Genomic DNA, 12582 nt, shown 5'->3' on the forward strand with positions numbered 1-12582 from the left:
ACTTTGTATCAGTTTTGTAACAGCGTCATACCGGGCATCCGTTTGCTGAATGCGAGCTGCACCTCCGTTCCTTTGCCCAGGCGGCTCTTCAGCGCCATTTCCCCGCCCTGAAGCTCCATCAGCTGCTTGCACAGCGGCAAACCAAGCCCATGCGAGTCCCTGGAAACCACGCGGTCCCGTTTTTCCTCCGGAGGAAGAAAAAGCGCCTCCTGATCCTGCTCGGATATCCCTTTGCCGTTGTCGATGATGCTGACGAATCCGCGGTCTCCCTGCTCTTTCAGCTCGATATGCAGATGTTTGCATTCGCTGTGCCGGATGGCGTTGTCGATAATGTTGAACAGCACCTGCTGCGTCCGTTTCGGGTCCAGGAACACCTCGAAATGCGAACCCTTCACCGTCGTCGAAATCATCGATTTTTCCAGCGTCGGCTTCAAAATACGGAGGCTATCCGCGATCAGGGCGCCGAGGTCCGCTTTTTCCGGCCGGATGCGCCATGCTTCGTCGCCCTTCAGCGACGTTTGCAACAGCTCCTCCACCATGTTCAGCAGCTTGGTGCTTTCCTTGCGGATGTACTGGTTGCATTCCTGAATGTCCTCCATCCGCCGCATTTTGGAGATCAGTTCGGAGAATCCGATCACCGAGGTGAGCGGCGTTTTGAATTCATGCGTAATGTTGTCGTAAAAAGCCTTCTGCTTCCCCTGCTCGTAATGCAGCAGCTCGATATGATGCTGAAGCGCATGCGACATTTCGTTAAAGCTTGCAGCCAGCTCGCCGACCTCGTCGCGGGTGTTCGCCTCGATTTTGCTGCTGAAATCCCCGACCGAAACGCGTCTTAAGGCCCGTTGCAGCGCATGCAAAGGTTTCATGAGGAACGAAGCGAAGGAATAGCTTGCAAGCAGCGAGAGCACGAGGCAGCCGGCCGCTGCTCCGATAAACCAGATGCGCATCTGCCGCAGCGTCTCGACGTTTTGGCTTAAATCGAGCAAATAACGGAAGCCGCCCACGATTTTGCCTTCATACCAAAATGGAGCGGAATACACAAGCGTCTGCATCCCTTCCTTTTCCGTAATGACCGTCGCGCTTTGACCCTGCAGCGCTGCCGCGATATCGCCCCGCTTAAGCAGGTTGTCCTTGTCGCTGCTGCTCCCGACGATCGTCTCGTCCGGCGCAAACAGCTGCACCTGAAAATTGCTGTTGGCGGCGAGATGCGAAGCGATAAAAGGCGCATAGGTGCCGGAAAACAGCTGGTCCATGCTTATTTTTTTGTCGCTGACGATTTTGAGCGCCTCGATCCGGTGCAGGGCGAAATATTGGCTCAAGGTTTGCGTATCGCGCTCAATCATGCTTTTGTTCAGCGTGTAATTGACGACAAAATACATCGCCGCCAGCAGCATCACGATCGTGACGGCATGTTGAAGAAACATTTTGTTCCGCAGCCCCATCCCTATACCTCCAGCTTGTAGCCCGTGCCGTGGACGGTTGCCACCAGATGGTCATGCGGTTTCATTTTTTCCCTGAGGCGATTGACCATCATGTCGACGGAACGGGTATGGCCGTAATATTCGTAGCCCCACACGCGATCGAGCAGTTCCTCCCGCGTAAATACCTTTTTCGGATTCGTGCACAGCAGCCAGAGGAAATCGAACTCCTTGCTTGTCGTTTTCAACGGCTTGCCCGCGACCCGGCAGGAGCGCTCCCTCCGGTCGATTTCGATGCAGCCGATCGCGACCGTCTCGGACGGGGGCTGCGACGCCCGCATGCGGCGCATGACGGCTTTGATCCGCTCCACCAGCTCGCGCGTTTCGAACGGCTTCGTCAAATAATCGTCGGCGCCCAGCTGGAACCCGAGGATTTTATCGTTCATTTCGTTTTTGGCCGTCAGCACGATGACGGGAATGCTGCGGTACTGCTGCTGAAGCAGCTGGAGCAATTCAAATCCCGACCGGTCCGGCAGCATCAAATCGAGCAAAACGAGATCCGTCCGCCCCTGCGCAAGAACATCCAAGCCTTCGGCGACGCTGCCGGCAATGGCCGGCCGATACCCCTCCACCTCCAGACTCAGCTTCAGCAGCATCTGGATGCTGGCATCGTCTTCGATGATTAAAATATTCACCGCTATGACCCTCCTCCCGCATACATATGGAGATTTTGCATATTTCGACACCAGATGACTTATTTACAGTTCAACTTAGCTTAAATTGAGCGAGATGTAAATCGGGGTTTTTCGGGGCGTATCGGCATTTGATCTTAAATTACATTGTCACACATAGTAATATGTGATACATTGCAAATATGAGGTGAACGTAAATGGGAGAAAGCAGCATCAGCAGCGATCTGATTCGCGGCAACATCGATACGATCATTCTTCGGGTCTTATGCGAAGGCGACAATTACGGTTACGAAATCATCAAGTCCATATCTAAATACAGCCAAGGGCAATATGAACTTAAAGAACCGTCGCTCTACACCAGCCTGAAGCGGCTGGAGTCCCAAGGGAATATCGCTTCTTATTGGGGCGATGAAAGCCAGGGTGGGCGCCGGAAATACTACACGGTGACGCCGCAGGGGCGAAAGACGTATCACCACAACGTAAACGCATGGAAAATGGGCAAAAAGTTGATCGATCAACTGATCGGATCCGGGGAGGGAGACGAATGAATCCTTTACGCGAGCATGTAGAGAAGTTATTTGCAGGGTATAAGCAGACTCGCCAGGTGCGCGAATTAAAGGAAGAAATTTTGGGCAATTTGGAAGCCAAGGTCGCCGATTTGACGGCGGAAGGAATGGAATACGGCGAGGCCGTAAAAGCAGCCAAAGCAGGCATGGCCAGCGTCGACGGATTGATCGAAGGACAAATGCATTACGATGCGGCAAAATATCGGGAAGAACTGATGCAGACGGCGCTGCTGTACTGCCTGATCGCATGGATCGTCACCATCCCGATGCGCCTCGTCGGCGTCGCCGGTCAGCTCAGTTTGCTGCTGCCGCTGATCGCGCTCCTATTGGGCATCATCTACTTGATCGTCCGCGGATCCGCTACGGGAGAAAACCGCCGGAACGAGACATGGGATCAAGCAGCGGCAGAGCGCAGCCGGAAGCTGGCTTGGATCGTATGGGGCATTTTTGTTCTGGCTATGACGGCGTCCACGACCGCGCTTCATATGGGAAGCAATATTTGGTTCGGCAGACCGCTGCATATTTCGGGCCCGTACCAGTTTGGCGTTCTTGCGGCAAATTACGTCTGGCCTTTGGTCACGGTGATCGTTCCGCTGCTCTTTAACGCTTCGGTCCGGCTTAAATATAAACACGGGGCAGGTGCCGGATATGTGGACTAAAAACAAAACGATCCTTCTGCTAGCTGCAGCAGGCATCCTGCTGTTCGGCACGGTTCAAGGCGTCATCCTGCCGAAATGGGAGCGGGATCGGCAGGCTTACGAAGCCGCTCAGCAAAACCCGCAGACCCATGATCTGCAAAGCATCGCAAAATATGAAAACAAATATATGGGAAACGCCAGCAACCTGTCCAATTTGATGCACTCGCTTCCCTTAAACGAAGTTCGAAGCACGTTTGAGCTGCACCCGGATACGCTGACGGCGGATATCGTCTATCATGCGAAAACGGCTGAAATCAATCAGGAACGCCTTGATCGTTCCCTGATTTACAACGCTACCGCAGCCTTTGCCTTGATCGGCAATCTGAGCGAAATCCGCTTCAAATTCGACGACCGGACGTATACGGCCAAACGGAGCGACCTTGAACATTGGTACGGCAAAAAACTGTCCTCCCTCACCGACTCACCGAAGATTTGGCAGCCTGTGGTCCAACAGCCGCTTGACCATCCCGATTACGTTAAAAAAGGAATCGCCAGCTTGTTTACTATCCTATAGGGATAGGCATGATTCAGCAAGCTGCAGAAGACAATGGAGGAATTGAGCAGCAAGTGAGGCCGAGAAACAGATCGTAGCAGCCAAAGGAACAAAACACCGAAGCCCCTAGAGCTATTACTCGCAACAGTTAGATAGCTCTGGGGGCGTTTTGGCTTAGGAGTCCATTTTCGACACGTTGGACGGGTTGCGATTGACTTTGGCGAAAATGCCGGCCACGCGAACAATAATCATTGCACCAGCCATAAGAATGAAAATGGGTCCAAGCACTTCTAGGTCAAAGTGGTGCTGCATCGAGAAACGGTAGGCCTCTTTCCCATGATGCGTAACGAATTCAATTAAAACGATGCGAAAGATAAATACAAAGGCCAATATTGCAATACTTGCAGGGTTAGTGTAAACATAGGTTTTTCCATTTGTTTGATCATATTCGGCACGGGACAGAAGGACCAGAACTAACCCGATCAGGGCGCCGAGTATGATCGAAGCCGCGAGCAGCAAGCCGTTGTTGCCGCCTGTTGGCACATCTTTCAAATAAGTGGCAGCAAAGTAGCCGAGAATTGCAACGGGCAGCAGCGCGCGGATCCAGTTGAACGGTTTCCGTCCGAACGAGCTGATCACAAGCACGCCGAACATAGCGATTGTGGAAATCCAAAGACTTGTTGTCATAGGTTGCCTCCTGGTTTATTAGGTATGTTTTAATCATACCGCTTGCAGGAAGACTCCCGCGTCCATAAAGGGATTGATTCAAATTACGCCGTTTATCCATCTACAGATGGATAAACGGCGCTTAATAAAGGTACAGCGAAAAAACGGAGAGAAACGGGTCTGATATGAGGGGGCCGACCGGTTCGCAAGGGATTTTTCAAGAATTCCCTAATAAAAGGAATGTTTGTCTTCATGCCCGAATTATTTATATGATAGGGGCACCATATTTTTCAAATAAGGAGTTTGTCCAATGTACGGAATTATGGCTGTTTCCGGCCTGTCCTTTCTGCTGGTGGCGGCGCTGATGCCGCTGTTGATCTGGGCGCTGCGCAGACTGCGGCTGACGCAGCCGATCCGCGCCGAGCTTCCCGCCGACCATCAGGCCAAACGCGGCACGCCGCTGATGGCCGGGCTTATCCTGCTCATCGGGGTAGCGACTTCGCTGCAGTTCCACCCGGTGCCGCTGATGCTGCTGCTGTGCGTGACGTTTTTGCTGTTCAGCTCGGTCGGTTTTCTGGATGATTTCAAAAAGGCCTTCTGGCAGGACCCTTCCGGCATTTCCGGCCGGACGAAGCTGGTGCTTCAATTCCTTTTTACGGGAGTCGTTTTGTATGTGCTGCTCCATTCGTTCGGCTTGACGAGCGACATCGCGTTATTTCAAGGGTACGAGCTTCACCTGCCGGTATACGTGTATGTGGCGGTCATACTGCTGTTTGTGGTCGGTTCCGCGAATGCCATCAATTTTACGGACGGGCTGGATGGGCTGCTGATCAACGTGTCCGTTCCGACGTATTTTTTCTTTTTCATGATTTCGGACAAACCTGAAGTACAGACCTTTTCGCTCGTCATGATCGGCTGTCTGCTCGGACTTTTTCTTTACAACATTTATCCTGCAAGGGCGTTTATGGGCGATACGGGGTCGATGGCGATCGGCGGTTCCCTCTCCGTACTGGCCGTCATCGAGAAGGTCGAAATTTTGATCCCGATTTTGTTTTCCGTCTATTTGGCGGAACAGCTGTCGGTCATTTTGCAGGTGTGGTACTATAAACGGACGAAGCTGCGGCTGTTCCGGATGACCCCGATCCACTTCCATTTCAGCCTGAAATACGGATGGAGCGAAAACAAAATCGTCATGATCTTCGGTTTCATTTCGTGGATATCGGTGCTGGTCTGCTGGCTGATCTGGAAATACCTCATGCATTAAGGCAAAATCTGCGTGCACGGGAAAAGATGGCTTTGAAATAAACACGAGTCTCCACGCGAAGAAAGGCCCGATGAGCTTCAACAGCTGATCGGGCCTTTAAACTATCGTTTCCTCTTCGATAGATTCTTAATACGTCCACCAGTTGCCGGACATCACGATCATCGAAAACAGCTTGATGCTATCTTCGTAGTAGCCTTCGTTCGAACTTCCGGCCGTTTTGGACCATACGGAGTTCAGCCAGCTTTGGTTGGCCGAGGACGTCATGGCGCCGACGCCGAAAGGAGCGTAAAACGCGCCGCTGTTGTAGGAGCCGACGACGCTGCCGTTCAGCTTATAACCGTCTTTGATGCTGCTTGGATTGCTGCTCACTTTGCCTTTGATCCAGGTGTTCATTTGGTTCAGCTGATTCAGCGCGCGGTTATCCCCCGACATCAGGTAGTCGGTCGTAATCCGCCATGGCGTGCGGCAGGAGTTGTATTCATAGTTCCCGTCATTGGCGCCTTCCAGGAAGTCGGCCGGGGCCGGCTTGTACGCTCCTCCGGACAACACCACGAAATCCGGGAGCAGGCCCGTCGACGAGCTGTAGTTGTTGTAAATCGAATTGATGATCGTGTAGGTTTTATCGATGACGTTGCTCCATCTCGAATCCCCGGTTGCGGCCTGGAAAGCCTTCATATGGTTCAGCATGAAATCCGAAGGGCGCGTCGCGTCTTTATATTTGCTGTCCGTCGCCCAATCGCCGAGACGCAAGGTCCATTGGGTTTGGTTGACGTCGCTTTGCATGATGGCGTTGATGATGTCTTTGGCTGCCTGGAGATAGTTGATGCTGCCGCTGCTTCCCCACTGCTTGTCCGCCAGCAGCAGCGAATAAGCGATATCCATGTCGCCGTCGGTGGCCGAATCTGCGCCTTCGATGTTCTGGAAGCTGCTGTTTTGTTTCCAAGCCATCAGATACGGATTGTTGTCGCTCGGATGTTCCTTGTAATATTTATACAGTCCGTCAAAATAGGTCTGCGCATTGCTGTCGTAGCCGGCCATCAACACGGTTGCCAGCATGCCGTAGCCATGGGCTTCGGACACCGTATCCCCGTTCGATTCGTATTTCACGTAATATTTTCCGGTTCCGGCCGGCTTCAAATAAGCGGCTTTCCAGCTGTCCCACTTCGATTTGACGGCGCTGTCCATCGCGCTTTGTGTGACGTTGCTCGGTTTGATCGTACCGGATGTATATGTCGTATGCTGCGGAAACGGCTTGTTAGGAGATGCGAAAGCGAAACTTGCGGGGATCAAGAGAAAAGCGAGACAACTCATCATAACAGCTTTGCCGCGAAGCGAAAACTTTCCGTTTTTTCTCATTTTCCTTACTCTCCTTTAAAGTCGATTTTGGGATCCGTGACATAACCTTTATGCCGGACATCAGGCAGCATCTTGTTGGAAAGTAATAACGGTTAAAACAAAAAAGCCTGTGCAAACACCTCCTTTAAATTAAAGCGCTTTAATTTTAGCGCCTGTTTCCATTTTAGATTCCATGCTAATATTTGTAAATAGTTCCAAATAGATTGAATCGAAAGTCCTGATTCGACATGTTTCTCTTTTCTTTTCCCAAAGATAGAAGCTCCTAAGCGATGATCTCGAACCGCCAAAACGTATAACTTAAAACTAAGAAAATCATCTATCGACATGCTTTCGCGGAAGACAGACCGCGTTTAGCGGAGGTTATTCTTGGGATCATAAATTACGATCATAAAATTGGTCAACTTCGCTGAAAACTTATAAATTCTATGATCTCCCATAAAAAAACCCGGGGCTAACGCCCCGGTCCTCTGCCCTCATGCGAAAAAACGCTTCTTCATCCACCGTCGCTGCTCACGCCCCCTGCGGGTTCTGCCCGCTGGAAAAAAGCCTTGATGCTTTGTTACTCCACCAGCACCTGTTGAATGCCAAGCCGCAGCGGTTCATGCCCGGCGATGATGCCCGAGGTTCCCCATGTAAACGGCTTGCCGTCCACGTCCGACACGCTTCCGCCAGCCTCCTCGATCAGCAAGGCACCGGCCATCCAGTCGTAAATTTCACGCCCGAATTCCCAATAAGCATCCATCCGGCCGCAGGCGACATATGCCATTTGGAGCGCGACGGACCCCAGCATGCGCACGGCCGTCGATTCGGGAAGCAGCTTGCCGAGGCTCCAGGAGGTGAAGCGGACGTTTTCCGGTTCGATGTCGACTTTGTTCGGCGGAGCCGTCAGCAGCAGCGCATCCGACAGGTTCGTTTTCCGCGCCACCCCGATCCGCTCTCCGTTCAGGAAAGCCCCTTGGCCCCGCAGCGCATGAAAAAACTCGTCCTGGTTCGCATCATATACAGCGGCAAAGACGGGAGCGCCGTCTTCGATCAGACATAAAGAGGTCGACCAGAACGCAAATCCTTGGTGCAGATGCACCGCGCCGTCGATCGGATCGAGCACCCAATAGGCCCCGCCGAATTCGGGATCGGCCTGTTTGCCGGCATCCAGCTCGGCTTCCGACCAGCGCACGCCGGGATAACGGGACTCCAAAGCCTTTCGAATCTCCCGTTCGGCCCAGCCGTTCGCTTCCACGAAACGTGCGATCAGAAGCTCCCGGGTTTGCGGCGGCTGCTCGCGGTTGTATTTTTGCAAAAGAAGCTGCCCGGTGCGGGTTAAAACGTCACGAATTTCCTCGACATTCACTTGGATCATCAAAATGCATCTCCTTCATTTTTAATGGTATTTGTAAATACTACTATAAAATCCGCAAAAAAGGCGGAGCCGACCCTAGGTGAGCAGCTCCCGGTAAGAGGCAATGATCTTTTCGTAATCCTTGCCGTAGTTTTCCTTCAATGCAGCGCCAAAGTCCCGTTCGATCCGTTCGCCGATCAAATCATGGTAAAATCCGTTTTTCAAAAGCTCGATGATCGCCGGATGGTCCGTCTCCAGCGCGGACAATTTGACGGTTTTGCCGAAGCTGCCGATCAGCGCTGCCTTGCCGTCGGCTAAAATGGAAAATTTTCTCGATATATGCTCTTCCCAATCCGCACTCCGCAGATGAGTGATGACTTCCTTCAGAGGGGTTTGAACCTCGCCGATCGTAATGACGATCACGCGAACGCCCCGCCCTTCGGCATCCAGCAGCGCTTCTTCCATCGCTTGAAAATCTTCGGACCACACATCCACGATCATGCTGCGCTCGCTGTTGGCGATCATCCTCTCCATAGCCTGCCGCAGCGCTTGCTCTCCCTTCCAGGAATAAAAGGACGCCGCTTTTTTCGGAGGCGCATCCAGCTCCTGCAGCAGCAGCCTGGAGGTTTGGTCGAAACGCGTCTTCATCGTGCGGATCAGCTGGGCGATCGGAACGGCATCGTACAAAACGGGCTCGGCCTCAATCGTGCGGCATACCCCCTTGTCCGTAAGCGCGCGCAAAGCGGCATAAACGTTGGTACGGGATACGGATACCCGTTTAGCGACTTCATATCCGGAAATCTCCGGCTCTTCCAGCAAGGCCAAATAAATTCTCGCCTCCAAATCGGACAAGCCGATGCTTCGCAGTTCCTCGATCATGGACTGATCTCCTTTCTTGGATTTCATAGTATTATTTATAAATACTACTCACGAAGACACAGCCTGTCAACTCGAAAAAAAAAGAAGCAACCCGGACCGGAAAGCCGGCAGCGGGCTGTTCTTCTTATATCAAGGATTTGGCCGCCGGCGTTAACTTCAGTTGACGCGGCTGCATCAAATACGCGCCTTCGATTCGCTCGGCATGCAGCCCGATCCGGTATTCGCCCGCTTCCGGAAAATGAAGGGTTCCAACCTCGTATTCGCGGAAATCATACGGATCTCCGGTCGGCCTGACCTCTTGGCGGAGCGTTTGACCGGAAGGGGAAACCTCTAGCCGGAAAGAACCCCCTCCATCCCCGCCGCATCCGTAAACGAGACTTGCCGTAAACGCGCAGGGACCGGAAGTGCGTATGCTCCAGAACGCAAAATCCGCCGGGTCGGACCAATCCAGCAAGTTATCGCGGTTTTTTTTGCCTGTGTCGTAACGGAGCTTGGCGCCGGATATTTCGCTTTCAAAAACCCCCAGCTCATACAACCGCGGCGCTCCGGCGCCATCCGCCAGCAATCGGATGGGGTTCCCCTGAACCTCCTCCGCGCATAGGGCGGCCAGCACGGTCGGCTTTCCGTCCGCAATCTGCGGCTTATCGTCCAGAAATACGACAATATCCTGTGCGCCCTGGCGCCGGAAAGCCAAATCCGCCCCTCCTGCGAGGGGATAGATCCGTTCAACTTGGCTGAGCAGCCCGGGCACCACCAGCTGCCCGTCCGCCGGCCAATCGTATATGTGCAGGTACAACGTTTGGCCTTTTAAGGTGCATCTTCCCCAAGACGGTTTGGCGGTCGGAGACGCGCCCGCACCGTAAATGCCATCCCCGTTCACCCGCAGCCACTGTCCCACCTCCAGCAGGATGGACTCGGAGACCGGGTCCCACTCGCCCGTGGCCGTTGGTCCGACGTTGATGACGAGGTTGCCGTTTTTGCTGACCACATCGACAATCTGGCGAATGATAACATCCGGCCGCTTCCAATTGGAGTCGGATTTTTTATATCCCCAGGAATCGTTCAGCGTGATGATGTTTTCCCAGTCGCGGCGGATCGTCCGCGTTTCGAGCTGATTGTCGGAGGTGTTGGCGTAATCCCCGAGCGGGCTTTTCCAGACGCGGCTGTTCACCAGGCAGTCCTGCTGCAGGGCGTGAACGGTGGTTAGGAACAATTCCCCCTGCTCCCGAGTCAGTTTGCCGCCGCAGTCGAACCACATCAGCCCGACCTTGCCGTATTCGGTCAGCAGCTCGCGCACCTGCGGCAGCGATTTGCGGTGAAGATATTGGTCGAACCGGGAACGTTTGTCTTCATCGTGAATCCAGCTCTCCACCTCGTCGTAGGCGCCGATGTTGCCGGGATAATCCCAGGTGTTCCCCTGCGAGTCCGGGTCATGCCAATCCATGGCATGCGAATAATAAATGCCGAGAACCAGCCCTTCCTCGCGGCACGCTTCGGCCAATTCCCCCAGCGGGTCCCGCCCGAACGGGGTATGCCTCACGATGGAGTAGTCGGAGATTTTCGAGTCGTACATCGCAAATCCGTCATGATGTTTGGCGGTAAAAATGATATATTTAAGCCCGGCCTGCTTGGCGGTTCGCACCCATCTTCCCGCATCGAAAGCGGTCGGATTAAATTGCTCCGCCATTTCCTCGTAGGCCCGCACCGGAATGCGGGCGCGCAGCATAATATGCTCGCTGTAAGAAGCCTGGACTTCTTCTCCGTTCCACTCCCCGGCAGGCAGCGCATAAGGCCCCCAATGAATGAACAGGCCGAGCCTGGCTTCGCGCCACCAAGCGATTCTTCGCTCATGGGCCTCGTCCCCGGTGTCCGCGCCGTCGTTCACGGCCTGCAGAGGATCATCCAGAAGATTTTCCTCGCGGACGGCCGATGGATCCTCGTGTCCCGTTTTGTTGATGTCCGTCTGATTCCCCATGGTTCTCCAGATCCCCTTTCCATGTCCCGTGTATTCAATAGCCGATTCGGACAACCGTTACCAAAAACCGAGCTTGGAACCGCGCAGCCTGGATACGGCCTCCACGAAGAAATAATCCCCGTAAATAAGCGGCGTATCGATATGCACCCCGCCCGGCAGGTTGGAGGTGCCCGACAAAATCAAACCTTCCTCGTCCTCACGATCCCAAGCGCCGTAATGCTCATCCAAAGCACGGACAAGCCGTCCGGCGGCGTCCAAATACGTCTGGCCTTCCCCGGCGGGGACATGCGCCGCGAGCTCGATCAGCCCGCAGGCGGCGCAGGCGCCGGCCGAGGTGTCACGCGGGGTGTCGTCGTTTCGGGGCGCCCGGAAGTCCCAATGCGGGACGTAATCCTCCGGCAATTGGGCCAAAAAGAAATGCGCGGCCCGCTTGGCGCCGGTCAGAAACGCCTCGTTGCCGGTGTACTTATAAGAAAGCGCCATCCCGTATACCGTCCAGGCGCTGCCTCTCGCCCAGGCCGAGTCCGCGGCATATCCCTGCCCGGCATCCGCGCCCAGCAGCTCCCCGGTTTCGGCGTCGAAGCGCAAAATGTGATAGCTCGATCCGTCCGGGCGCATGAAATGCTCGAGGACCGTTTCCGCATGCGCGGCGGCGATATGGCGAAAGCGCGGATCGCCCGTCGTTTCCGACGCCCAGTACAATAGCGGCAGGTTCATCATCGTGTCGATGATCGACCAGCCTGCGCGGTTGACGTTTTCCGCGTCATGCCAAGCCCGGATATACCGGCCCTTCAGGTTAAAGCGGCTCGCCAGCTGCGATGCCGCCATCAGCCCGCGCTGCCGGGAGCGTTCGTTCCCCGTGATGCGGTAATCGGCCACGGCGGACAGCAGCCAGATAAACCCTGAATCATGGTGCACCGCCAGCGCGTGCAGCGGTTCGTCCAGACGTTCCTCGCACCGCTCCGCGATGTCTCTGAATTCCGGTTGTCCGCCGTCCGCGGACAGCTGCCATAAAATGCCCGGCCAGAAGCCGGCCGTCCACCAGGATACGCGCATATCGTCGTATACGCCGTTTACGGAGGCATGCGGGCAGCTGACGCCGATGCGGCGGCTGGTCCGACCTATTTTTTCCCGAATCCGTTCCCACACGCCGTCCGCCCAGGCGTGGACGGAAGCGGGAATTTCCGCAGGTTGATGCGAATTTGCAGCGTTCTTCTGTAAAGTCTGTTCACTCATCGT

At 54.3% G+C, this 12582-nt stretch carries 12 protein-coding genes; 4 read left to right on the plus strand and 8 right to left on the minus strand.

What is annotated here, in order from left to right:
- Nucleotides 1–8: 8 nt before the first annotated feature.
- Together GQY55_RS06555 and GQY55_RS06560 are read right to left on the minus strand one after the other, a co-directional pair.
- Complete coding sequence (locus GQY55_RS06555; RefSeq protein WP_160039384.1) at nt 9–1442, minus strand: HAMP domain-containing sensor histidine kinase; 1434 nt, start codon at nt 1440–1442, stop codon at nt 9–11.
- A 2-nt stretch (nt 1443–1444) separates the two neighbouring features.
- Nucleotides 1445–2113, minus strand: coding sequence for a response regulator transcription factor (locus tag GQY55_RS06560; RefSeq protein WP_160039386.1), 669 nt, complete (start codon nt 2111–2113; stop codon nt 1445–1447).
- Nucleotides 2114–2307: 194 nt separating this feature from the next.
- Between GQY55_RS06560 and GQY55_RS06565 the strand changes: the two genes are divergently transcribed.
- Genes GQY55_RS06565 through GQY55_RS06575 form a run of 3 tightly spaced genes read left to right on the plus strand, consistent with a single transcriptional unit; the run spans nt 2308 to nt 3888 of the window.
- Nucleotides 2308–2658 carry a PadR family transcriptional regulator gene (locus tag GQY55_RS06565; RefSeq protein ID WP_160039388.1) on the plus strand — a complete coding sequence of 117 codons (351 nt, stop codon included), beginning with the start codon at nt 2308–2310 and terminating at the stop codon, nt 2656–2658.
- Complete coding sequence (locus tag GQY55_RS06570) at nt 2655–3335, plus strand: permease prefix domain 1-containing protein (protein WP_160039390.1); 681 nt, start codon at nt 2655–2657, stop codon at nt 3333–3335. Before GQY55_RS06565 ends, GQY55_RS06570 begins: the two co-directional genes overlap by 4 nt.
- Nucleotides 3325–3888 carry a DUF4825 domain-containing protein gene (locus GQY55_RS06575; RefSeq protein WP_160039392.1) on the plus strand — a complete coding sequence of 188 codons (564 nt, stop codon included), beginning with the start codon at nt 3325–3327 and terminating at the stop codon, nt 3886–3888. The genes GQY55_RS06570 and GQY55_RS06575 overlap by 11 nt, the downstream gene beginning before the upstream one ends.
- Nucleotides 3889–4041: 153 nt before the next feature.
- Here GQY55_RS06575 and GQY55_RS06580 read toward each other — a convergent pair whose 3' ends face one another.
- Nucleotides 4042–4554, minus strand: coding sequence for a CcdC protein domain-containing protein (locus tag GQY55_RS06580; RefSeq protein WP_160039394.1), 513 nt, complete (start codon nt 4552–4554; stop codon nt 4042–4044).
- 289 nt (nt 4555–4843) lie between these two features.
- Here GQY55_RS06580 and mraY point away from each other — a divergent pair, with 289 nt between their 5' ends.
- Nucleotides 4844–5797, plus strand: a complete 954-nt coding sequence (mraY, locus tag GQY55_RS06585) for a phospho-N-acetylmuramoyl-pentapeptide-transferase (protein ID WP_160039396.1) — start codon at nt 4844–4846, stop codon at nt 5795–5797.
- 126 nt (nt 5798–5923) lie between these two features.
- Here the strand turns inward: mraY and GQY55_RS06590 are convergent, their stop codons facing one another.
- From GQY55_RS06590 to GQY55_RS06610, 5 genes are all read right to left on the minus strand, one after another.
- On the minus strand, nt 5924–7111 hold the full coding sequence (locus GQY55_RS06590; RefSeq protein WP_160039845.1) for a glycosyl hydrolase family 8: 1188 nt from the start codon (nt 7109–7111) through the stop codon (nt 5924–5926).
- A 601-nt stretch (nt 7112–7712) separates the two neighbouring features.
- The gene (locus GQY55_RS06595; RefSeq protein WP_160039398.1) at nt 7713–8510 is read right to left on the minus strand and encodes an inositol monophosphatase family protein; all 798 of its coding nucleotides are present in this window, start codon (nt 8508–8510) and stop codon (nt 7713–7715) included.
- Nucleotides 8511–8585: 75 nt separating this feature from the next.
- Nucleotides 8586–9368 carry a TrmB family transcriptional regulator gene (locus tag GQY55_RS06600; RefSeq protein WP_160039400.1) on the minus strand — a complete coding sequence of 261 codons (783 nt, stop codon included), beginning with the start codon at nt 9366–9368 and terminating at the stop codon, nt 8586–8588.
- Nucleotides 9369–9492: 124 nt separating this feature from the next.
- Nucleotides 9493–11343, minus strand: a complete 1851-nt coding sequence (locus tag GQY55_RS06605; protein WP_160039402.1) for an alpha-L-fucosidase — start codon at nt 11341–11343, stop codon at nt 9493–9495.
- 57 nt (nt 11344–11400) lie between these two features.
- A complete protein-coding gene (locus GQY55_RS06610; protein WP_160039404.1) occupies nt 11401–12579 on the minus strand; it encodes a glycoside hydrolase family 88 protein in 1179 nt (392 codons plus the stop codon).
- Between the last annotated feature and the right edge of the window lie 3 nt (nt 12580–12582).

The organism is Paenibacillus sp. USDA918EY (assembly GCF_009870825.1).
Taxonomy (GTDB): domain Bacteria; phylum Bacillota; class Bacilli; order Paenibacillales; family Paenibacillaceae; genus Paenibacillus_AQ; species Paenibacillus_AQ albilobatus.